This window comes from Sphingobium sp. AntQ-1 (genome assembly GCF_028538045.1).
Lineage (GTDB): Bacteria > Pseudomonadota > Alphaproteobacteria > Sphingomonadales > Sphingomonadaceae > Sphingobium > Sphingobium cupriresistens.
Map to the genome: position 1 here is coordinate 524,393 of NZ_CP117159.1, position 20,927 is coordinate 545,319.

Sequence of the window (20,927 nt, forward strand, 5' to 3'; positions counted from 1 at the left end):
CGTCCACGAAGAACATGACAAGATACATGGCCGTGCTGCCGACTATCGTCTGCACCGCGAGGCTCGCATCCACGTTTTCATCATGTTACGTCCCCTTCGTTGACTCCACTGACAACGCTCAAAACCAGGTCCTCACACCAATGACGAAGCTGGTCGCCTTAATGCGTTCACCATCAGCCCTTGCATAGTCGGCAGTTTTGCCCAGTTTTCGATCGTAGGATACGCCAATGTAAGGCGCAAACTGCCGTCGGATCTCATAGCGCAGGCGCAATCCGAACTCGGCGTTGGAGATTCCAGACCCAATCCGTGTCTCAGGCACGTCCTGCGCGGAGAGATTCAGTTCAATTCGGGGCTGCAGAATGATTCGCTGCGTGATGCGCTGGTCATAATAACCCTCAACACGACCGAGAACTTCACCCTTGTTGGAAAGGAATAGAGCCGCTTCGGTTTCAAACCAATAGGGTGCGAGGCCCTCCACCCCGACAGTAGCGTATGTTCGGGACGGATTGGGCTTGAAATCGTATCGAACGCCAGCTTGGAGGTTCCAATACGGATCGATCGCCCGGCTGTAGAGCGCCTGGACCTCGGCGGTCTCCATGAACGATCCGCCAGGACCGCCAAGGACACCCTCGCCCTCGCTCTTCAGCGTCAACCGATTGACGTCCCCGCCATACCAAGCCTCTCCATCCCAGCGGTAGCCGTCACGCCCATTGCGAACCTGATACTCCGCGATATTGAACATGATTTGATAGAAGGCTTGCCCCCCCTGCTCGTGCATCATAGCCATTCGCGACTGTGTCATCGCAGCGGGCGGGAACTGCCGATCGGCGTAGTGGTCCATGGGAGGCTTTGGCGCAGGGGCATTTCCGGCCGGGAGTGCGGTTCCGGTCATTTCCATGCCCGGCATGGCAGCCATATCGTGGCCACCATGATCCCCGGACATATTCATGCCGGGCATGCTGCCAGCCATCGGTGTAGAACCGCTGTTGCCCATATCCATGCCCGGCATCGCGCCATGGTCCATAGTCGGCGCCGTTGCCGCGGCTGCTGGTCCCGGCTGAGGCATCGCCATTCCAGGCATGGTCGAATGATCCATGCCTTCCATATCCTGGCGAGCCGCGGGCTTTGCCGGGGCCACTCTGACCGGCGCGGCCCTTTTAGGAGCCGGCTTCTTTGCCGCAGGCTTTTTGGCAGGCTTGGGGGAAGCCGGTTTTTTCGCGGGCATCGCCATACCGGGCATGCTGGAATGATCCATGCCCTGCATCGACTGGGCTTGCGCGGTTACCGGAATGGCGAGCAACATCGCCGACCCGCCGAGCAGTGTCGTCAAAACGCGCTTCATGCTGCGTCTCCCTTCGGCCGCACACTGACGACGCGCATCATCCCGGCGTGCATGTGGTAGAGAAGATGGCAGTGGAACGCCCAGTCGCCGACCGCATCAGCGGTAAAATCCCATGTGACCTTCCCGCCCGGCTGCACGATGACCGTGTGCTTGCGCGGCGCATGATCGCCATGACCCGTGACCAGTTCAAAAAAGTGGCCGTGGATATGGATCGGATGACCCATCATGCTGTCGTTGATCAGATTGATCCGAACCCTCTCACCCTCGATGAAGGGGATCGGGTCATGCACATCCGACATCTTCTCGCCGTCGAACGACCACATGAACCGCTCCATGTTGCCGGTGAGATGGATATCGAGACTGCGGTCCGGAGCACGCACGTCAGGATTGCGCTCCAGCGCCATGAGATCCTTGTAGACGAGAACCTTGTGGCCGACATTCTCGAGACCCTGACCGGGCTCTCCGGTGCGGTCCATCGGCATAGGCGAGATCGTCTGCACGCCCGGTGACTTTTTGACCTGCGGCGCTTTTGAAAAGTCACGCATGTTCATCGGCCCCATTTCCATGGAGCCCATATCCATGCCCGGCTGCCCCGCCATGGCGCTGTGATCCATGCCGGCCATCGCACCCCCGCCTGCCGCCATGCCCGCCATATTGGAATGATCCATGCCCGCCATGGCGGTCCCGCCAGGAGCCGCGCCCATGGCCATGGCCCCGGCACCAGCCACCGTCAGCTTCGCCGAGGCATTTTTCTCCGCAGTCGGGTCGACGCCCCGCATCGGCGACATGCCGCCTCCGGACATGTCCATGCCTTCCATGCCCGGCATCGATGACATGTCCATGCCCATGTCTTTCATCGTGGCGAGCGGCCGTTCACGCAGCGGCGGCACTTCGGCCGTCATCCCAGCACGCGGCGCGAGCGTGGCCCGCGCCATGCCTGAACGGTCGATGGCCTCACCGACCAGCGTGTAGGCGCGATCATCGGGCGGAGTAACGATCACGTCGTAGGTTTCAGCCACTCCGATCTGGAATTCTTCGACCATCACGGGCCGCACATTCTGGCCGTCAGCCTGCACCACCGTCAGCGGGAGGCCCGGTATCCGCACATTGAAGGTCGTCATCGCCGAGGCGTTGATGAAGCGCAGCCGAACGCGTTCGCCCGGCGTGAACAGAGCGGTCCAATTGTCTCGAGGCCCGTAGCCATTGACGATGTAGGTATAAGCCGAACCCGTCGCGTCGGAAATATCGGTTGGATCCATCCGCATCTTGCCCCAATCGAGGCGATCCTTCAGAGCCTGGTCGCGCTTGGACAGCAGACCGGCAAGCGTCTGGCGCTGGAAGTTGAAATGCCCGGGGTCCACTTTCATCGCCCGAAAGATCGCTTCTGGCGAAATGGCGCTGTGATCGGCCAGCACGATGACATGCTCGCGGTCATATTTCACCGGGTCAACACCGGCAGGGTCGATCACGATCGGACCATAATGCCCCAGCTGCTCCTGAAGGCCCGAATGGCTATGATACCAATAGGTGCCGTTCTGGATGATCGGAAATTCATAGACAAAAGTGGTTTTGGGCCGAATGCCCGGGAAGGATATACCCGGCACGCCATCGAATTGCGGCGGCACCAGCACGCCATGCCAGTGTATCGAGCTATCCTCATCGAGATCGTTGGTCACATGCAGGCGAACAGTCTGTCCCTCGCGCAGCCGGATCAACGGCGCCGGAACTGTGCCGTTGACGCCAATGGCCCGCATTTTCCGACCGTCGATCGTCATCATCTGCTGAGCAATTTTAAGCTCGATGTCATTGCCGGAAACCGTCGGGAGCGGCGTCGCGATGCCGGTTGATACGGGCTGCGCCCATGCCGGCATCCACGCGGACAATGCCAAGCCACCGCCAGCAAGCGAGGCTCCCCGGATTAAATCGCGGCGGGTCAATACCGGGCTCATGTCGTCTCCCTTGTTCAAAATCAGGCGCAAGGCTCAGCGAACGCCTTATGCACCATACTCTCTGAGGCTTACGCACGACCTGGGCGGACCCCTCATCAATCCGCCAATATTTCCGCGAGCCGGCTTCGAGCCCTGTACAGGCGCGTCTCGACAGCCTTGCCACTGATCGCAAGCGCGGCCGCAGTTTCCGCCTGGGTCATTCCCTCTACCGTCCTCAGCAAGAGTACCTCGCGCAACGGAGCCGAAAGCTGTGCGATCGCCGCATTGAGGCGTGCGAGCTCCATCCTTCCCGAGACCGTTTCATGGGCAGAGGGGCTATCGTCCGGGACCGCTTCGCGCTCCTGCTCTGTTGGACCCGCTCCGAAAGTGAACAATCGCCGCACTTTCTGCCGGCGACGCCAATCTCGGCATTTGTTGATCGCGATGCGCGACAGCCAGGCGCGCAGCGGGCGATCGCCATCATATTTCTGCAAATGGCCGAAGGCGGAGACAAAGCAATCCTGCGTCAGATCAAGCGCCTCGTCCGCGTTGACCACGAGACCGCGAACCAGACGGAAAATCGGTGTCTGATGGCGATGCATAATCTCGGCGAACGCCGCCTGGCGACCACCCAAGGTCAACGCCGCGAGTTCACCGTCCGAACACGCCTTGAGATCCAGACTCACCGTACGTCGTCGGTGAGCGCATGAACCACCGCCTGATCGAACGTCCTGGCCTGATCCGGGCGCAGGATCTGGCGCATGGCGAAGATGTGGCCAAGCGTCTCTTTCTGAAGTTCGCCCATTGCCTGGTGTGATTGATCGACAGCGGCTGTTACCCGCGGACCGTTGCCGTGCTCGGCTTCAATGGCATCTGCAAGCCGTGCGTTGTCGGCCCGCAATTCAAGTTCGAGTGCCCGCCGGCGGACAGCAAAACGCTGTTCAAGAAGATCGATCTGGCTCTTTTGACGAGCGTCCAGATCAAGTTTTCCGTGCAACACCTCATGCAGTTCGACACCCGCAGCCACCGGTTGCGGAAAGAAATACCGGCCCAGAAAGACGCCAGCGACCGCCGCGATAAAGGCCACCACTGCGACCAGCAAAAGCAGCTTGGCCTTCATCGCGATCCCACCAACAGCGTCGATGGCGCAAGCGGATTGGACGGCCCAAATGGAGATAATGTCACGGACGCTTCGGCCGGCGTTGCAAGACCATTGCTGGCGACGCCGAGCAATACAGCGCCGAACGCCGCCACCATGCCAAGGGTCAGCTGCTGCGCGGTGGAAACTTGCGGACGCGCCGCAATGCGCCTGAACACAGCCTCCTCCAGACCGGAAAGCCCTGGGTGAACGGCGTCGGTGCGCAAGCGGCTCAAAAGCCCGTCAAGGTCAATGTTCATCGTCTATTCCCATCATTCGATCTCACCCGTTGGCGCCTGACGACGCTACCCAATGCCTGGTCACCCGGCAGCACGCGACGCGATATCTCGCGCTGACCGACGCAAGTACCCATTCAAGGCGCCGTCTTCGCCATACCTGGCATGTCTTTCATCATCGCATCATGATCTTCCGGCGCGCTGGCGACAGCGGCCTGATATTGCGCAGCCGACATCTTCGGTAGCTGACGAACAAAAGCCACCATATCCCAAATCAAATCGTCGCTGTGCGTTTTCCCCCACGCCGGCATGGCCGTGAGCTTGACGCCATGTTTGATCATCCAGAACTGCTCCTTGGCCGACCTTTGTGGCTCCCGGAATAGCTCTGGGGCTCGTGGATACAGGCCCTGGCTGATCTCTGTCTTCTCGAGGCCCGGCCCTAGATGACAGCCACTGCACATCTCCGTGTAGAGCCCCGCGCCGCTCTCTAGGCGCTTTACATCCATCAGATTGCCAGGGACGACGACATTACGTGCGCGCACAGCGACAGAACGATCCCGGAATTGCTCGATCATCCAGTAGATAGGCCGGCTATGCGGCGAGTCGGCGCCGATGTCATATGCACCGACATACACCACCACACCGCCGACCGCAGCGACGGCGAGTGCCGCGATCGCAAGAAAGGGGCCGCTCGGCAAATGCCGCCTTATGCCTGTCATCCGCGGATCTGCCATTGCATCCTCCCCACAAAATCTCGGGCGACCGGTGTGTCCAAGCCGTCCACTTGATCATACGCGCGGGGCGCCTCGACCCCTCATGGCCTATGAAAATCATCCTCGTTCACCGAACTCAGAAGGTCGGGTGCGGCGCTCGCCTAAGAATTGTGGCGGCATCGTTGAGGGGTCACGGGCGGCCGTGCGTAATTCGAATTGTCGGCAGTACCGCCGCGCATGGAGAAATCGATGTTTCGTAAGACAGTTTTTGCGGTTGCGCTGGCCGCCTCTGCAATCGTAGCCACGGCCGCTCAGGCACACCCCAGGCTGGCGACTGCGATGCCCGCCGCCGACGCGGTGGTCACCGCCCCTACAAAAGTTCAGCTCGTTTTTTCCGAGGCGCTCGTTGCTCAATTTTCCGGCATCGACCTGACCATGACCGAAATGCCCGGCATGAAGATGGGGCCGATGAAGATGAATGGCGTCAAGGTTGCCCTCGCCCCCGATGGCAAGACGCTTGTTGCGACCTTCGCCAAGCCGCTGTCTGCCGGGACGTACAAGGTCGACTATCACATCGTGTCCACCGACACGCATCGCGTCCAGGGCAGCTACACGTTCAAGGTCAAGTAAGGGGTGCCAGACACGGTAGCGACCGCCGTCAGGCTGGGGCTATATCTTGATCTCATGCTCCTGTTTGGGCTGCCGATGTTCGGGCTCTACACGCTGCCCGGGGCCGAGCGGCAATCCGGCTCGGTCCTGCGCTTCCGTCCCGTTCTCGCCACCATCGCTCTGGTCGGCATCGGATTGTCGATCCTGGGCGTCATGGTATTGGCCGCATCGATGGGCGGAGTCGCCATCGGCGAGGTCGACCGCGCGACGGTCAGCCTGGTAATCTCGGGCACGACGATCGGCACCGTTTGGCAGCTGCGTATCGCCGCTCTCCTGTTAGTGTTGTATTTCTCGATCGTGGGATGGCAGCGGCCGACCTTCGCATTGGCTTCGCTCTCGATCACGGCCGCCGTGGCACTTTCTACGCTGGCGTGGACCGGCCATGGAGCCGCCGATGAAGGCGCACTTGGCTGGCTCCACCTGGCCGCAGACATCACCCATCTGCTGGCGGCCGGGACCTGGATAGGGGCGCTATGTGGCCTCTGTCTCCTGATCTTCCGGTCCGCTACGCGCATGGCGGCCGAGCATATCCATCTTTCCCACCGGGCATTGGACGGATTTGCAAGAGTTGGCTCGATTGTCGTCGGCCTGCTGATTGTCTCGGGCCTCGTAAATAGTTGGATATTGATTGGGCCATCGAAACTCGGCGCACTTTTCACCACCCTCTATGGCATCCTGCTTCTAGGCAAGTTGCTGCTTTTCGGTGCGATGCTCCTCCTGGCCGCGGCGAACCGCTTTTTTCTGACGCCGGCGCTCGCGGCTGCGTTGGAGCGCGGAGAGGGCGCAGCCGCAGTCGGAGCATTACGCCGGAGCCTCCTGATCGAAAGCAGTTGCGCAATCGCGATCCTCGCGCTGGTCGCGTGGCTTGGGCTGCTTGCGCCACCAGCATCGGGAATGTGAGTGAGAGATTTTTAGGGCAGTGTGCGGGCTATGGCCTTGATCGCCTTCAGCCCTGATCCGAACCGCGAAATTGCCTCCTTGTGCCGCTCCAGCTCGCCATAGGGAAGATAGGCGATCTCGAGATCGGCGACACGGCTGAAGGCGGGGCGCGCCAGTTGCGCCCGCACGTCGGCTTCTCGGGCGTCCGGGGCGACGAGGAACAGCCCAGCGGTTGCGTGTAGTGCGCTCCCGCTCAGGGCCAGGTCGAGCATGCGCACTATGCCGGAATAGATCGAAGTCGAGTGCTCCACCTCGAAAGCCGCCGCAACACGATCACCGCCCTGTTCGAGCCACAACACATCGATCAGGCGGATGGCGTCGCCGCCGGTCGAGGTGGAAATGGAAGCTGGCAAGCTTTCAAGGCACCCCTCCCCAAGGCGTATCCCGTTATGAAGACGGCCGCGATCATTGGCCGCTATCCAGACATCATAGCCAAGCGCCCGACCGATATCGCGGAGCCAGGCTTGAATTTCCGAATGGGTGCGATCGCTTTCGCCCTGCTTCTGAACAGCCTTATTGAGGTTCTGCGCTTCTGCCCGGGCTTGCTCGAGACGAGCTGTCCAGCCGCTAGCGCTTTGATCCTCCTCACCGCGGGGCGGGGCCGGATATCGGCCTGAGCCGATGTCGAACAATAGACCGCCAATGGCGCCAAGATCGTTGGACAGCAGATCCCGGAATTGTTCATTGAGATCGAGAACCTCCGACCGCATTGCCAGGAAATGCGGCCAACTCCCCAGCTTGACCTTTCCGCCCGTGAGCTTGTTGTACCCGTTAACGATCGCCGTGTTGAACGGCGGCACCAGCGTCGGATGCAGAAAATACAGGAGATTGGCGACCGCTGGCCCGAGCCCCTTAATGTTCAGCCGGTCGATCGTATGGATGCCGGAAATAATTTCTTCCGCCGTATCGCAGCACGCGCAGTGATCCAGCAACCGGCCAAAGGCGCGCTGATGCGCCGCGTTCTCATAAATGTCCGGTATCCGCAGCTTTGGCTTCCACAAAAAGGCATGATCTGCCCCCTTGAAGATCTGCCGTTGTTCCGCGACCGAATGAACCACGGTTTCCAGCGACGAGCCGCGATAAGCGACGCCAAATCGTCCCGTCTCGATCTCGGCGACCACCTGGGCCAGACCGCGGCGGATGGAGCGGAAATTCTTGATCCGCTCGTCCCACAAAAACCAGCTCTGATAGGTCGCGTTCGGATCTTCCTTCCATCGCTGAATGAGTTGCCGTGCCAGCAATTCAAAATCCGCCAAACCGTCCCCCTTTGTCGATTACTCGATGAGCTCGAGAGGCTAGCATTGTGGTCGACGGCAGGCCAGATTCCTGATCCCTGCCACGCCATGCGGAAGTCGATTGCCTCGCTGTTCACTGGATGTCGTCTGGAATGTGGATGAGGAGGTCGCGCGTATAATCGACAAGCAATGCTCCCATCGCGGCACCAAAGAGGACCAGGAATAGCAGCAGCGCGAGCAATTTAGGCACGAAGCTGACCGTTTGCTCGTTGATCGACGTCGCGGCTTGAATAATCGAGATGACCAGCCCCACGACACCCATGATGATCAAAGGCGGTCCCGCTACCATGGCCATGACCCAAAGCGCACGTCCCATCGACACAGAAAAAGGACTGTAGGTCTCCATTTATACCTCCCCCTGCACTTGCGCTCGCAAGTGCCAAGGAGCCAACAGTTCCGCCCATCGCGGGACGAACGGCCAAGCGGATGATCGTTGGTTCGATCAGGTCTTCCCTTGGACGCTCGCCCCGCTCCACGCTGCGACCCGTGGGCTCCCGAATGGCCCATCGAGTCTCTCGACGGGCTACTACTGACTTACGCACCGGCGGCGCGCACCCCTCGCCCCGGCCAGCAATTTCTTCAAAACATCGAAGGGCATGCGAGGGAAGATGGGCGAGCGCGCGTAATAGAAATGAGGATCACCGTCGGCGAGGTGCGCATGTACGACTGCATTATCATTGGCGGAGGCCCCGCAGGCCTGACAGCTGCCACCTACCTGGGTCGATTTCTGCGTGCCACGTTGGTTATCGACGCCGGGGCCGGACGTGCCGCCAGCATTCCCACGACGCATAATCTCATCGGCTTCCCGGAAGGGATATCTGGTGAGGAGTTGTTGTCGCGTATGCGTCAGCACGCTGTCGGCTACGGTGCGGAATTGGTCAGTGACGTGGCCCTCGGTATCATGCAGTCCAAGACAGGCTTTGCCGTGGGCATGAGTTCCCGCACCCTCGAGGCGCGGACGGTGTTGCTTGCGCCGGGCGTTGCAAACCACCGACCCAACCTCGCCCAAGCTGCACATGACAGAGGCGTTTCGCGCGGCCTCATCCGCTACTGCCCAATTTGTGATGCGTACGAGGTGCGCGGCAAGCGCGTGGCAGTCCTGGGCTGCTCGGAGCATGGAGCGGCCGAGGCGATCTTCGTGCGGCGCTACAGCGAAACCGTTACCCTGCTCACTGAAGAATCCGTGCAGCTTTCTCTTGCCGACCAAGCTGATCTTGCGGACGGCGGAATTGCGGTCGAACGTGCCGCCATACAAACATTATCGATAAACGATGATGATGTTCTCGTGCGCCTGTCCGATGGCCAATCGCTCAGCTTCGATACGCTCTATGTCGCGCTCGGAAGTTCCGGAAGATCAGAGCTCGCGCGGGTAGCCGGTGCTTCGTTGAGCGCGTCGGGTTGCATCATCGTCGACGACCACCAGCGAACATCGATCAGCGGCCTGTTCGCTGCCGGCGACGTCGTCGAAGGGTTGGACCAGATTGCCGTCGCGGCGGGTCAGGCGGCCAAGGCAGCGACCGCGATCCACAATCTCTTGCTCGAATAATCAGGCTCCAGCGTCTGGCGGACAGAATATTTGAACCGGGGCCTTGACCCTGACACGATGTCAGACCCCAGATTGTTTAGCGTCGACAAGGAGACGAGCCATGACCGATCCTATTTCCGCGAACACATCTGGTGCGCATAACTGTTGCGCTGGAAAGCACCGCGAGCCGCAAGGTCCGACGACAGCGAAGGATCCTGTCTGCGGCATGATGGTCGATCCCGGCGCGACCGCGCACCATGCCTCACACGGCGACCAGGAGTTTCACTTCTGCAGTGCCGGATGTCGGGCGAAGTTCGTCGCCGAGCCGGAACGATATCTGTCGAGCGGGGGCGACACGCCCACGGCCGCAGAACCTGGCACGATTTGGACTTGTCCGATGCACCCGGAGATCCGAAAAGATCGTGCCGGTCCTTGCCCGATCTGCGGCATGGCACTCGAGCCCGAGCTCATAACGGCGGAATCAGGCCCGAGCCCTGAACTCGTCGATATGTCACGGCGCTTCTGGATCGCCCTGGCGCTGACGGTGCCCATATTCCTACTCGAAATGGGCGGACACCTTTTCCCCGCGCTTCATCAACTCGTCCCCGAGCGAATATCAGGGTGGGTTCAGCTCGCTTTGGCGACCCCCGTCGTGCTTTGGGCCGGTTGGCCGTTTTTCGAGCGCGGTTGGGCGTCCATTCGGACGCGAAACCTGAACATGTTCACGCTGATCGCGATGGGAACCGGTGTCGCCTGGGCCTATAGCGTGGTGGCCACGCTTGCCCCCGGAATATTCCCGGCGGCATTCCGCATGATGGATGGCACGGTCGCCATCTATTTCGAGGCCGCCGCGGTCATCACCGTCCTCGTGCTCCTTGGGCAGGTTCTCGAGCTGCGCGCGCGAGAGCGGACATCGGGCGCGATCAAGGCCCTGCTCAATCTGGCACCCAAGACTGCCCGCCGGATCCTGCCGGATGGTCACGACGAGGAAGTCGCGATTGACCTGATCGTGGTCGGCGACAGGTTGCGCGTCCGCCCCGGCGAAAAGGTGCCTGTGGATGCGATTGTCGAGGACGGCCGCTCTTCGATCGACGAGTCCATGGTGACTGGCGAGTCGATGCCGGTGACGAAGACGGTCGATGCCCATGTAGTGGCGGGCACGATAAACCAAACAGGATCGCTCGTCATACGCGCGGACAAGGTTGGCCGGGATACGATGCTGGCGCGGATCGTCCAGATGGTGGCAGATGCGCAGCGTTCGCGCGCGCCGATCCAGCGCATGGCCGACAAGGTTGCGGGCTGGTTCGTGCCGGCAGTGCTTGCCGTCGCACTGCTCTCCTTTGCGATCTGGGGAATATGGGGTCCAGAACCGCGACTGGCGCATGGCCTCGTGGCCGCGGTCGCGGTGCTGATCATCGCTTGTCCCTGCGCGCTGGGTCTCGCGACGCCGATGTCGATCATGGTCGGGATCGGACGGGGGGCCGGCCTCGGTGTCCTGATCAAGAATGCCGAGGCGCTGGAGCGCATGGAAAAGGTCGACACGATCGTCGTCGACAAAACCGGCACGCTGACAGAAGGGCGCCCATCGGTCACGAATATCGTGGCGATGGACGGCTTTTCGGAGCACGATCTTCTTCGCCTGGCGGCGGGCGTCGAGCGGGCGTCGGAGCATCCGCTGGCGCTCGCGATCGTCGCGGCCGCGAAGGATCGTGACATCGACGTTCCCGAGGTTTCCGACTTTGACTCGCCTACCGGAAAGGGCGCGGTCGGGACCGTGGACGGCAAGCGGATCTTTCTGGGCGGCGCCGTTTATCTCAAAGAGAATGGCATCGATGTGTCAGCCGCGGCTGCACGCGCCAATGAGCTGCGGGCGGACGGAGCGACGGCGATTTTCGCGGCCGTTGATGGCCGGGTCGCCGGAATTCTCGCCATTGCGGACTCGATCAAGGCAACCACAGCGGAGGCGCTGGCCGCCTTGCGAAAAGAGGGCGTGAGCGTCGTCATGTTGACGGGCGACAACCGGACAACCGCCGAGGCGGTGGCCCGGAAACTAGGCATCGATGCGGTTGAAGCCGAGGTGCTGCCCGATCAGAAGAGCGCTGTCGTCCTGCGGCTGCAGCGCGAAGGCCATGTCGTTGCCATGGCTGGCGATGGGGTGAACGACGCGCCCGCTCTCGCGGCGGCGGACGTCGGCATCGCCATGGGTTCGGGCACCGATGTCGCCATCGAAAGCGCCGGGATCACACTGCTCAAGGGTGATCTCAACGGCATCGTGCGGGCGCGGCGCCTGAGCGAGGCAACGATGGCCAACATACGCCAGAACCTGTTCTTCGCCTTCATCTACAATGCCGCTGGCGTCCCCATCGCCGCCGGGCTGCTCTATCCGGTGTTCGGCATCCTTCTGTCGCCTGTCATCGCCGCTGCGGCGATGGCCCTGTCATCCGTCAGCGTCGTCACCAACGCGCTGCGTCTCAATCGGGTGACGCTGTGAACATCGGCGCGGCCTCCGATGCGAGCGCTGTGTCGCAGCGCATGATCCGCCATTATGAGAAGATCGGGCTTATCCCGTCGCCGCCGCGACGTGACAGCGGGTATCGCGACTATTCGCAAGCCGACGTGCACCTCCTGCGTTTCATCGCCAACGCCCGCGATCTCGGCTTTCCCATTGGGGAAATCCGCGTGCTGCTTGATCTCTGGTCCGACCGCGAGCGCGCGAGCGCGGAGGTCAAGGCTCTGGCGGAATCGCGCGCGGGAGACCTGGGTCGGAAGGCGGATGCACTCAATGCCATGCGCGAAGCACTGCTCGACCTTGCGAATGCCTGCCATGGGGACGAGCGGCCCGAATGCCCTATACTCACGCGTCTGGCGTCCTGAGCCTATCTGGCGGCTCGGCCTTGTCCTCGATGACGCACCTCAGGTCGCTCCCCATTTGAGTGTCGTAAGCACTGTCGAAGCTGTCGGTACGCAACGGTACATCGCGTTGACCTGTGGCTCGTGGGTGTGTGGCTGAAGCACGTCATCGGCACGATGCGCGCGCTGGCCCCCCACGGGCAGAGTGTCACGCCCGAAAAGATGGCCGCTCCCATGCTCAGCAGGTTCCGGGTCCGATGGCCGACATGGCAGCAGAGCCGGGCGCGGGCGCGGGCGCGGGCCAGATCTCGACGATGACGGTTGACGCCGCTTGCGCTCGCCGGCGGAATTATGGTGGCGACATCGCTTGGTCTGGAACCGGCAAGCGCCGCTGGAATTTTTATGCAAGGGGTTATCGCGCAAAGCGCGTATCTTCTAGCACTACTTTGGCAGATTTTACGTAACTGGGTCCCCGAGGGATTTGTCACAGTGGGGGCATCGGGTTCGCGGTGGTTGCATGAAGAGGTCGAGAATTGCCTGCCTGATGGCTGGCATGGTCGGCTTCGGCGGCGGTCCACCGACTCTTTTTTTTCCGTCCCGCTGCCGTGAGGCGGCGGGATTGGAGGAAGGCGAAGGCGATCATCGCCATCAGGCAATGTCGGTGCAGCCCTGTCCATGATCTGCCCTCGAAGTGATCAAGGCCAAGCTCTTCCTTGAGTTGCTGGTGGGCCTGCTCGCAAATCCACCTCGCCTTGATCGCCGTGGCCAGCATTTTGAGTGTGGCGTCAGCGGGCAAGTTCGACAGGTAGTATTTTTGCTCACCGGTTGTGCGCCTTTCGCCGACCAGCCAGACTTCCTGTTCCCCGGGCATGGCCTGGACACGGCCGTCGCTCATGCGATGCCGGTGACCATCTGCGACCCGAACACGGCGAGCCGCAAATTGACAGGTCAGCTTTCCTTTGGTTCCACGCCGCCAACTGACCTTTCGCCACTTTGCATCGGCCAACATCAATTCGGAAGAGATGGCAACATCGTCCGGTACGTGGTATTTGCGTCGCCTTCCGGTCGCAGCTTCCGGGAAAATCAGTCCAATATCAGCCCGATACACATTCTGGCGTCGTGATATGCCGACGGCCCACAACAAGTTGCGCTTGCTCAAAGCTTCGCGGAATTGCCCACTCGATCCATAACCCGCATCGGCAAGCACACAGCCAAAGCGGGCACCAGAGGCGATAACGCGATCAATTTCCTCAATGGCGATCTCAGGCTTGGTCAGCGCGACTTGCCGCTCGGCAGGGACCCGGACACGTTTCATGCGCTCGGCATCACCAGTCCAACTCTCCGGCAAAAAGAGGCGCAAGCCTACCATGACCGGCACTTCACGCGACGCCAGCGTCACAGAAACAAGAGACTGACAGTTGGATGTCTTGCCAAGCGAAGAGGCGTATTGCGGGGCCACGCCGACCGAATGACTGCCTTTCTTCGGCAGAGATGTATCGTCGATAACCAGATATCCGGCTTCGTCCCCCACCAGACGATCGGCTTCCTTCAGGAGGACAGCCTCAAGGGGAGCGCTTTCCCATACACCGTCAGCAACGAAATGGTGGAGTTGGTCATAGCCGAACTCGCGATTACGAGCTGCCATCGGTTGAACACTCTTGCGGTCCCCGGGGCCAATCAGACCCGCAACGTACGCAGGGCAAAGACGCATCCGGGTCTTGTGTCGCAACGCCGCCAGGAACGGTGCCAGCCAGACCTCCAGATCGTCGCGCCAATCTTCCACCATCACCAGCCTCCCATGAGCTGGCATCCTATGAATCAGGGAAATTGCCCCTTGGGAATCGAAAAATCAGATTTCTGCCAAAGTAGTGCTAGTGGGGGGACTCAGACGGAGATGGATCGATGCATCAGATGAACCCCGACATGCAGGCCTGCATGGACGCCTGCCACGAGTGTCATGTGACCTGCCTGCACATGGCAATGAACCATTGCCTTGAAATGGGCGGCCAGCATGCCGCACCTGAGCATATCAAGATCATGCTCGACTGTGCGAGGATTTGCGAAGTCGCAATCGACTTCATGGCGCGCAAGTCGTCGCACCATCAGCATATCTGTCGCGAGTGCGCCGAGGTCTGCCGAGCGTGCGCCGCGAGCTGCGAATCCCTGGACGGCATGGAGGATTGCGTGGCCGCGTGCCGCAAGTGCGCCGACGCCTGCGAAAAGATGGCCGCCTAAACTTCTTCGCGCGGGGTATGCTCGCGTTCGTGCCCAGGCTCCAGGGAACGATGCGCGAGCAGTACAAGGGCTTGTGGCGAGTGTGCCGGCCGATCACGACGAGATGATGAAAGACATGCCGGCATGAAGTGATGCCAGCAGCGACTATGGAGGGGCGGTTCTGAAAAGCGCGAAACTAAGGCTGCACCTCCTCGCGAGCCGCACCCACAAATGGTTGCACTTATCATCGGTGCGCAGCTCCTCCTCTGGTTCACGAGCGGCGCGTTGATGAGCTTCTTGCCCATCGACCGCGTGCATGGCGATCACTTGGTGGAGCGCAACGCCACCACGGCCCTGCCCAGCCACCTCGCGCTCGCATCGCCATCGGCGATCACCGCCGCCACTGCCGCGCCCGTCGACCGTCACCTATCGCATGTGGCTTGGCCGAGCTGTCGCCGAAGTCGTGACGGCTGACGGCACTCGCCTGGTAGACGCGAGGACTGGCACAGCGCTGCCTGATAGTTAGTTTGGGATCTTGTCCGCGGACCTCATCAGGGCCAGCAGTCGAATTCTAGGCTGCACAAAAGGCCGAACAGAAGACTGCAACTGACCGTTGCCATAAGTTCGTTGAGCACTCGCAAAGGGGAGCCATCCACAGAAGAGATGACACTCTCGGGCCTCGGCGGCGGTCGCGGTGTTCAGTCTTCCCACAGGGGGACCAGGCTATGTCGGCGCTGGCGATGACCGATATCGACCAAACCAAGTCGGTCCCCGAAGCGCCCCGGGTTTTCAGGAGGCTCCCACTTGTGACAAGGAGCCGTTATGAGCAAGACGACGAACAAATTTTCACCCGAAGTACGGGAACGCGCGGTCCTTATGGTCGCGGAGCAGCGGGCTGAGTACGGCTCGGAATGGGAAGTGATGAAGTCGATCGCGGCGAAGATCGGCTGCTCGCTGGATGGGTTTAGTGGACGAACTGTGCTACGTACTTGTCATCATTTGGGCCTTCTCTGCAGGCATCTCGTGACGGGGGACAATCGCGCTCGCGCCTGTCGGCGGAGGCGGATTCTGGACCACGCTCCTTTTCGAAGCGCAGCACACGGCGGCGGCGCCCTGCTACCGGGCAAGCCTCGGGCGCGAGCCAGCATCGCTGCCGGACGTGGCGCGCGATCTTCGCGCCCCATCTGTCCAGGGTTGCCAGCCGTACTGACGAACGACTGGAGCCCCATCATCGGCGAAGGCCAAGTTTGGGCTCTGGGCATATTGGCGAACAGGCTTTGACCATCGAAAAGAAAGATCGCGCCGTGGGAAACTATAAGGTTCTGTGGTTGGCGCTGATCGCCGTGCTGACGGTGACTTTCGGCATATTGAGCGTGTCCGGGGTGGAGATCTATCGGAAGGCTCCGCCCATCCCAGAACAGATCGTCACCGCAACGGGCCAAGTGCTGATGACGCGCGAGGACATCCTCGACGGCCAGAGTGCCTGGCAGAGCACCGGCGGCATGCAGCTTGGCTCGATCTGGGGGCACGGCGCCTATCAGGCGCCGGACTGGTCCGCCGATTGGCTGCACCGCGAACTTGTCGCCTGGCTCGATCTTGCGGCACGGGAGACCGAAGGGAAGTCCTTCGAGGCGCTCGACGGCGAACAGAAGGCGGCGCTGACCTATCGCCTCAAGCAGGAATATCGCCACAACAGCTATGATAGGGCGAGCGGCGTGGTGACGGTGTCGAACCGCCGCGCCCAAGCGTTCGCCCAGACCGCCAGCTATTATGAGCGGCTCTACGGCTCCGATCCCACGCTGCGGCCCACCCGCGATAATTATGCGATGAAGGAAGGCACGCTGCCCGATCCGGCGCAGCGGGCGAAGCTGACCAATTTCTTCTTCTGGACGGCCTGGGCCGCATCGACCGAGCGGCCGGGCACGGTCGCGACCTATACCAACAACTGGCCGCCCGAGCCGCTGATCGGCAATTATCCGACGCCGGAAAATATCCTGTGGTCGCTCGCCTGCGTCGTCATCCTGATCGCGGGAGTGGGCGCGCTGATCTGGGGTTGGGCGTTCCTGCGCCGCCACGATGATACCCCCTTGGTCGCGGCGGCGAACGACCCGTTGCAAGTCGCCGGTCTGACGCCATCGCAAAAGGCGCTCGGCAAATATCTGTTCGTGGTGCTGGCGCTGTTCATATTCCAGGTCTTCATCGGCGCCTTCACAGCCCATTATACGATCGAGGGCCAGAGCTTTTACGGCTTGGATGTCTCGCAATATTTCCCTTACGCGCTGACCCGCACCTGGCATGTGCAGAGTGCGGTGCTGTGGATCGCGACGGCGTTCCTCGCGGCCGGCCTGTTCCTGGCCCCGGTCATCCACGGCAGCGATCCCAAATACCAGAAGCTGGGCGTCAACATCCTGTTCTGGGCGCTGATCGTCGTTGTCGCCGGATCGTTCATCGGCAATTATCTGGCGCTCTCCCATGCGCTACCGGCGAAACTCAGCTTCTGGCTGGGCCATCAGGGTTACGAGTATCTGGACCTCGGCCGGGTGTGGCAAATCGGGCTATTCGTCGGGTTGCTCCTCTGGTTGGTGCTGATGCTGCGGGGAATGGTGCCGGCATTGCGCACCAAGGGCGACGACAAGAGCCTGCTGGCGCTGCTCACCATCGCCACCATCGCGATCGGCCTGTTTTACGGCACGGGGCTGTTCTACGGCGAACGCACCAACATCACGATCATGGAATATTGGCGCTGGTGGGTCGTCCATCTGTGGGTGGAAGGCATATTCGAGGTCTTTGCGACCTCGGCCATCGCCTTTATCTTCGCAACCATGGGCCTGGTCTCGCGACGGATTGCAACGGCGGCCAGCCTGGCCTCGGCCTCGCTGTTCATGGTCGGCGGTGTGCCGGGCACTTTCCACCACATGTATTTTTCCGGCACCACCACGCCGATCATGGCGGTCGGTGCCGCGTTCAGCGCCCTGGAAGTCGTGCCGCTGATCGTGCTCGGCTATGAGGCATTCGAACATTGGAGTCTGCGCGAGCGCACGCCCTGGATGCGCGCGGTCAAGTGGCCGTTGATGTGCTTCATCGCCGTGGCGTTCTGGAACATGCTGGGCGCCGGTGTCTTCGGGTTCATGATCAACACACCGGTCGCGCTGTTCTATCTCCAAGGGCTGAACACCACGGCGGTCCACGCCCACGCCGCGCTGTTCGGGGTGTATGGCTTCCTGGCGCTCGGCTTCACCCTGCTGGTGCTGCGCTATATCCGGCCCGACATTCGGTTCAACGACCGGTTGTTGGCCACCGGCTTCTGGGGGCTCAACGCCGGGCTGGTGCTGATGATCTTCACCAGCCTGCTCCCGGTCGGGCTGTTCCAGTTCCAGGCCAGCGTCACCACCGGCATGTGGTACGCGCGCAGCGACTTCTTCCTGCAGCAAGGCTTCCTTGAAACCCTGCGCTGGGTCCGTACCTTCGGGGATGTCGTGTTCATGGTGGGCGCCATCGCTATCGCATGGCAGGTGGTGATCCTGGGTCTGTGGAGGAAGGGTGCTCGCGTATGACTAAGGCCGCCGCCAAACGGGACCGCATTGCCGAAGCGCCGATCTGGCTTCAGGGCAGTTTCCGGCTGCTGTTCACCGGCGGCGCGCTCTGGGCGCTTGTCGTCGTCGCGTTCTGGGTCGGCGCGCTGGGTGGAGCGTGGTCCGTGCCGACGGCAATGGAGCCGCTTGTCTGGCATCAGCATGAGATGCTGTTCGGCTATCTCGGCGCGGTCATCGCCGGCTTCCTGAGCGCGGCGATCCCCAACTGGACCGGGCGGCCGGTGATGACGGGCTGGCCGGTGGCGGCGTTCGTCGGCTTGTGGGCGGCCGCCCGACTCGCGGTGCTGTTCTCCGCTTATGTGCCGCCGCTCGTCGGCTCGGTGCTCGATGTCGGCTTCCTGCTCGCACTATTCGGCTATGCGGCGCGGCAGATTTTCGCGGCGCGCAACCGCAACAAGCCGATCCTGATCGTCCTCCTCCTGTTCGCCGCCGCTTGTGAGCTGGATCATGCCGCAGCGATGGGGCTAACCACCGATCCGGCGATCGGGATGCGGGCCGGCTTCGCGCTTGTCCTCATGCTGATCGCGATCATCGGCGGACGGATCATCCCGGCCTTTACCCGCAACTGGCTGAACAAGCATGGCGGCACGGACGGGTTGCCGATCATGGCCAACCGGTTCGACCATGCCGTGCTCGCGGTCACGGCGATTGCCCTGGCAGGCTGGGTGTTCGCACCGGCGGCGCATCCGGTGCCCTGGCTGCTGCTCGTCGCCGGCGCATCGCATGCCGTGCGGCAGACCCGCTGGGCCGGGCTGAGTGCGATCGGCGATCCATTGGTCTTCGTCCTGCACCTCGCCTACGCATGGTTGCCGGCGGGCCTGCTGCTGCTCGGGGCTGCTATCCTGTGGCCGGTCGTGCCCGTATCGAGCGCAATGCATGCGCTGGGCGCCGGCGCGATGGCGGGAATGACACTGGCGGTGATGACGCGGGCGACACGCGGTCATACCGGCCGCCCGTTGGAAGCGGATGGCGGCACGGTCGCCATCTATGTGCTGGTCAATCTCGGCGCGCTGCTGCGGGTCGCCGCGCCGCTGCTGCCGCTCGACTATATGCTGAGCATTCGTCTGGCCGGCGGCTTGTGGGGCGGCGCCTTCCTGCTGTTCATCTTCGTCTACGGCCGCATGGCGTTGCAACGGCCTGCCAGAGATCAAGCCTGATCACGGCGTTGGCGGCGTATCGAACAAGATCGTGAGCAGCAGCCGCGCATCTTCGATGCCTTGGACGGAGTGCTGATCGCCGCGCTCCAGATAGACCCAATCGCCAGCGCCGAGCGCAATATTCGTTGGTCCCAACGTGACCCGACCTTCCAGGCAATGCAGCGTCAGATAACCGGCAACATGATGTGGCGGTATGGTCGATCCCGCGGGAACGACGAGGTGAATGGCCTCGAACCGGTCGGATTTGACCAGCGCGGTCGTCCCGGTGGTCCCGCGCTCAGGAGCCAGCGTTGGAAGATGGACCACTTCGCCGGGCTTTGCATGCTGGAGCGCCATTCTCAGATCCTCTTTAACAGTTTTTTACGATCATATCCGACAACACGCGAACGGCGTGGAAGTCACCGGCGCCACTGAATACGCCAGCAAACATCCAAACACGCGGGAACCTGGAAGAGATAGGCCCAAACGCTCGTTACACTTGCTAACGAGGAGGCTATGGCGAAATATTCGAAAGGCGGCCATGTGATCTGAAATTTCAACCGGCTCGGAAAGACATAATTGAAGAGATGGACCGCGCGCTAGCAGCCGCCGAAAAGAACGCCTGCCGAAGCGGCGCTTCCTGAGCGTCGCAGTGATGCAGGAACGGCTCGGCGACGGCTCCACAAACCTGACGCTGATTAGGGGGACAAACTCGTCCGCAGTCCACTAACTTAACCTCGAATTGTGCCAAAAGCTCTGACGGCGGAATAAATACGAAATACGGGTCATTTGGAGGCCTCAGTGGGCTTCAAAATATAATTCGGACAACCGCAAGCAGACTCAGCGCCAATGCGACCAAGCTGGGTAATATGACCGCCGCACCGCAGACGAAGGCTAGGATGCCGACCCAATTCCCACCATGTGTGCGCGTCATCAGATTTTCCTCGATCGCATTTTTGCCAAATATCATCCCCATTCATTAACTCGCTACGATCTGGACGGTTTCGGCTCGGTCGCCTGTTCCTGGGTATTCACCATGGGCATGTCGGCATCGGCATCTATGAAGATGCGTTCTGCCGCGCCATCAAGATCGTCATACTGCCCGCTGCTCATAGACCACAGGAAGGCGCCCAAGCCTACCAAACCCATTACCAGCGCAATCGGCACTAACCAAGCGAGAGCCGTCATGCCGCGCCCCCTGTAGGAACCAGCACGCGCTCTCGACGAGCCGTATTTGGGCTGGGTTCACCCGCATAAGCGACGTAAGGTGCGGTTAATTCAGATAGCGCATTCCGACAGCTACTAATTTGGTTCTTCTGTTGCTAGACAAAGGCGCTAGAAGGAATAAG

General features: G+C 61.4%; 20 protein-coding genes and 1 pseudogene. 10 read left to right on the forward strand and 11 right to left on the reverse strand.

Translation table 11 applies throughout. The annotated features are described in order from the left end of the window. Nucleotides 1-118 precede the first annotated feature (118 nt). The 6 genes from sphantq_RS21315 to sphantq_RS21340 all read right to left on the reverse strand — a co-directional run bounded on the left by sphantq_RS21315 (nt 119) and on the right by sphantq_RS21340 (nt 5,378). Nucleotides 119-1,342 (reverse strand): copper resistance protein B, encoded by a 1,224-nt coding sequence (locus sphantq_RS21315; RefSeq protein WP_031308582.1) that lies wholly within the window; start codon nt 1,340-1,342, stop codon nt 119-121. Next, nucleotides 1,339-3,291 carry a copper resistance system multicopper oxidase gene (locus sphantq_RS21320; RefSeq protein WP_024018170.1) on the reverse strand — a complete coding sequence of 651 codons (1,953 nt, stop codon included), beginning with the start codon at nt 3,289-3,291 and terminating at the stop codon, nt 1,339-1,341. Before sphantq_RS21320 ends, sphantq_RS21315 begins: the two co-directional genes overlap by 4 nt. A gap of 95 nt (nt 3,292-3,386) precedes the next feature. Then, entirely contained in the window at nt 3,387-3,956 is a 570-nt protein-coding gene (locus sphantq_RS21325) for an RNA polymerase sigma factor (RefSeq protein ID WP_024018169.1), read from the reverse strand. Then, the gene (locus sphantq_RS21330; protein ID WP_024018168.1) at nt 3,953-4,390 is read right to left on the reverse strand and encodes a periplasmic heavy metal sensor; all 438 of its coding nucleotides are present in this window, start codon (nt 4,388-4,390) and stop codon (nt 3,953-3,955) included. The genes sphantq_RS21325 and sphantq_RS21330 overlap by 4 nt, the downstream gene beginning before the upstream one ends. Beyond that, nucleotides 4,387-4,668: a hypothetical protein gene (locus sphantq_RS21335; RefSeq protein ID WP_024018167.1), complete on the reverse strand. Its 282-nt coding sequence runs from the start codon at nt 4,666-4,668 to the stop codon at nt 4,387-4,389. The genes sphantq_RS21330 and sphantq_RS21335 overlap by 4 nt, the downstream gene beginning before the upstream one ends. Nucleotides 4,669-4,781: 113 nt before the next feature. After that, nucleotides 4,782-5,378: a c-type cytochrome gene (locus tag sphantq_RS21340; protein ID WP_031308581.1), complete on the reverse strand. Its 597-nt coding sequence runs from the start codon at nt 5,376-5,378 to the stop codon at nt 4,782-4,784. A gap of 228 nt (nt 5,379-5,606) precedes the next feature. Here sphantq_RS21340 and copC point away from each other — a divergent pair, with 228 nt between their 5' ends. Further along, the gene (gene copC, locus sphantq_RS21345; protein ID WP_031308579.1) at nt 5,607-5,987 is read left to right on the forward strand and encodes a copper homeostasis periplasmic binding protein CopC; all 381 of its coding nucleotides are present in this window, start codon (nt 5,607-5,609) and stop codon (nt 5,985-5,987) included. A 54-nt stretch (nt 5,988-6,041) separates the two neighbouring features. Continuing rightward, nucleotides 6,042-6,926, forward strand: a complete 885-nt coding sequence (gene copD / locus sphantq_RS21350) for a copper homeostasis membrane protein CopD (protein WP_272800331.1) — start codon at nt 6,042-6,044, stop codon at nt 6,924-6,926. An 11-nt stretch (nt 6,927-6,937) separates the two neighbouring features. Here the strand turns inward: copD and sphantq_RS21355 are convergent, their stop codons facing one another. Together sphantq_RS21355 and sphantq_RS21360 are read right to left on the reverse strand one after the other, a co-directional pair. Then, on the reverse strand, nt 6,938-8,221 hold the full coding sequence (locus sphantq_RS21355; protein ID WP_024018163.1) for a hypothetical protein: 1,284 nt from the start codon (nt 8,219-8,221) through the stop codon (nt 6,938-6,940). A gap of 112 nt (nt 8,222-8,333) precedes the next feature. Then, nucleotides 8,334-8,606: a flagellar biosynthetic protein FliQ gene (locus tag sphantq_RS21360; protein WP_088181985.1), complete on the reverse strand. Its 273-nt coding sequence runs from the start codon at nt 8,604-8,606 to the stop codon at nt 8,334-8,336. A 285-nt stretch (nt 8,607-8,891) separates the two neighbouring features. Between sphantq_RS21360 and sphantq_RS21365 the strand changes: the two genes are divergently transcribed. From sphantq_RS21365 to cueR, 3 genes are all read left to right on the forward strand, one after another. Beyond that, on the forward strand, nt 8,892-9,806 hold the full coding sequence (locus sphantq_RS21365) for an NAD(P)/FAD-dependent oxidoreductase (protein WP_024018161.1): 915 nt from the start codon (nt 8,892-8,894) through the stop codon (nt 9,804-9,806). Nucleotides 9,807-9,906: 100 nt separating this feature from the next. Next, entirely contained in the window at nt 9,907-12,276 is a 2,370-nt protein-coding gene (locus tag sphantq_RS21370) for a heavy metal translocating P-type ATPase (protein WP_037529499.1), read from the forward strand. Next, nucleotides 12,273-12,659, forward strand: coding sequence for a Cu(I)-responsive transcriptional regulator (cueR, locus tag sphantq_RS21375; RefSeq protein WP_024018159.1), 387 nt, complete (start codon nt 12,273-12,275; stop codon nt 12,657-12,659). Before sphantq_RS21370 ends, cueR begins: the two co-directional genes overlap by 4 nt. Before the next feature lie 460 nt (nt 12,660-13,119). Here the strand turns inward: cueR and sphantq_RS21380 are convergent, their stop codons facing one another. Next, entirely contained in the window at nt 13,120-14,421 is a 1,302-nt protein-coding gene (locus sphantq_RS21380; RefSeq protein ID WP_185703680.1) for an IS701 family transposase, read from the reverse strand. A gap of 125 nt (nt 14,422-14,546) precedes the next feature. On the opposite strand from sphantq_RS21380, the gene sphantq_RS21385 reads away from it, so the two are divergent. The 5 genes and pseudogenes from sphantq_RS21385 (at nt 14,547) to sphantq_RS21405 (ending at nt 19,599) form a co-directional block, all read left to right on the forward strand. Next, the gene (locus sphantq_RS21385) at nt 14,547-14,870 is read left to right on the forward strand and encodes a four-helix bundle copper-binding protein (RefSeq protein WP_235218991.1); all 324 of its coding nucleotides are present in this window, start codon (nt 14,547-14,549) and stop codon (nt 14,868-14,870) included. 210 nt (nt 14,871-15,080) lie between these two features. Next, nucleotides 15,081-15,323, forward strand: a complete 243-nt coding sequence (locus tag sphantq_RS21390) for a hypothetical protein (RefSeq protein ID WP_024018157.1) — start codon at nt 15,081-15,083, stop codon at nt 15,321-15,323. A 348-nt stretch (nt 15,324-15,671) separates the two neighbouring features. Beyond that, nucleotides 15,672-15,803, forward strand: a pseudogene (locus tag sphantq_RS21395) (IS3 family transposase); the annotation flags it as partial. A 350-nt stretch (nt 15,804-16,153) separates the two neighbouring features. Further along, nucleotides 16,154-18,403 (forward strand): nitric-oxide reductase large subunit, encoded by a 2,250-nt coding sequence (locus sphantq_RS21400; protein ID WP_031308574.1) that lies wholly within the window; start codon nt 16,154-16,156, stop codon nt 18,401-18,403. Further along, on the forward strand, nt 18,400-19,599 hold the full coding sequence (locus sphantq_RS21405) for an NnrS family protein (protein ID WP_024018155.1): 1,200 nt from the start codon (nt 18,400-18,402) through the stop codon (nt 19,597-19,599). Before sphantq_RS21400 ends, sphantq_RS21405 begins: the two co-directional genes overlap by 4 nt. Here sphantq_RS21405 and sphantq_RS21410 read toward each other — a convergent pair whose 3' ends face one another. Both sphantq_RS21410 and ccoS read right to left on the reverse strand, forming a co-directional pair. Continuing rightward, nucleotides 19,600-19,935, reverse strand: a complete 336-nt coding sequence (locus sphantq_RS21410) for a cupin (protein WP_024018154.1) — start codon at nt 19,933-19,935, stop codon at nt 19,600-19,602. It lies immediately after the preceding gene. 630 nt (nt 19,936-20,565) lie between these two features. Continuing rightward, complete coding sequence (gene ccoS, locus sphantq_RS21415) at nt 20,566-20,766, reverse strand: cbb3-type cytochrome oxidase assembly protein CcoS (RefSeq protein WP_024018152.1); 201 nt, start codon at nt 20,764-20,766, stop codon at nt 20,566-20,568. Nucleotides 20,767-20,927: the final 161 nt, after the last annotated feature.

What these genes read in the sequence shown, in the direction of transcription:
- sphantq_RS21315 (WP_031308582.1), bottom strand. Translation starts at nt 1,342, where the DNA reads ATGAAGCGCGTTTTGACGACACTGCTCGGCGGGTCGGCGATGTTGCTC.
- sphantq_RS21320 (WP_024018170.1), bottom strand. Translation starts at nt 3,291, where the DNA reads ATGAGCCCGGTATTGACCCGCCGCGATTTAATCCGGGGAGCCTCGCTT.
- sphantq_RS21330 (WP_024018168.1), bottom strand. Translation starts at nt 4,390, where the DNA reads ATGAAGGCCAAGCTGCTTTTGCTGGTCGCAGTGGTGGCCTTTATCGCG.
- sphantq_RS21335 (WP_024018167.1), bottom strand. Translation starts at nt 4,668, where the DNA reads ATGAACATTGACCTTGACGGGCTTTTGAGCCGCTTGCGCACCGACGCC.
- sphantq_RS21340 (WP_031308581.1), bottom strand. Translation starts at nt 5,378, where the DNA reads ATGGCAGATCCGCGGATGACAGGCATAAGGCGGCATTTGCCGAGCGGC.
- copC (WP_031308579.1), top strand. Translation starts at nt 5,607, where the DNA reads ATGTTTCGTAAGACAGTTTTTGCGGTTGCGCTGGCCGCCTCTGCAATC.
- copD (WP_272800331.1), top strand. Translation starts at nt 6,042, where the DNA reads ATGCTCCTGTTTGGGCTGCCGATGTTCGGGCTCTACACGCTGCCCGGG.
- sphantq_RS21360 (WP_088181985.1), bottom strand. Translation starts at nt 8,606, where the DNA reads ATGGAGACCTACAGTCCTTTTTCTGTGTCGATGGGACGTGCGCTTTGG.
- sphantq_RS21365 (WP_024018161.1), top strand. Translation starts at nt 8,892, where the DNA reads ATGAGGATCACCGTCGGCGAGGTGCGCATGTACGACTGCATTATCATT.
- sphantq_RS21370 (WP_037529499.1), top strand. Translation starts at nt 9,907, where the DNA reads ATGACCGATCCTATTTCCGCGAACACATCTGGTGCGCATAACTGTTGC.
- sphantq_RS21380 (WP_185703680.1), bottom strand. Translation starts at nt 14,421, where the DNA reads ATGGTGGAAGATTGGCGCGACGATCTGGAGGTCTGGCTGGCACCGTTC.
- sphantq_RS21385 (WP_235218991.1), top strand. Translation starts at nt 14,547, where the DNA reads ATGAACCCCGACATGCAGGCCTGCATGGACGCCTGCCACGAGTGTCAT.
- sphantq_RS21390 (WP_024018157.1), top strand. Translation starts at nt 15,081, where the DNA reads ATGGTTGCACTTATCATCGGTGCGCAGCTCCTCCTCTGGTTCACGAGC.
- sphantq_RS21405 (WP_024018155.1), top strand. Translation starts at nt 18,400, where the DNA reads ATGACTAAGGCCGCCGCCAAACGGGACCGCATTGCCGAAGCGCCGATC.
- sphantq_RS21410 (WP_024018154.1), bottom strand. Translation starts at nt 19,935, where the DNA reads ATGGCGCTCCAGCATGCAAAGCCCGGCGAAGTGGTCCATCTTCCAACG.
- ccoS (WP_024018152.1), bottom strand. Translation starts at nt 20,766, where the DNA reads ATGACGGCTCTCGCTTGGTTAGTGCCGATTGCGCTGGTAATGGGTTTG.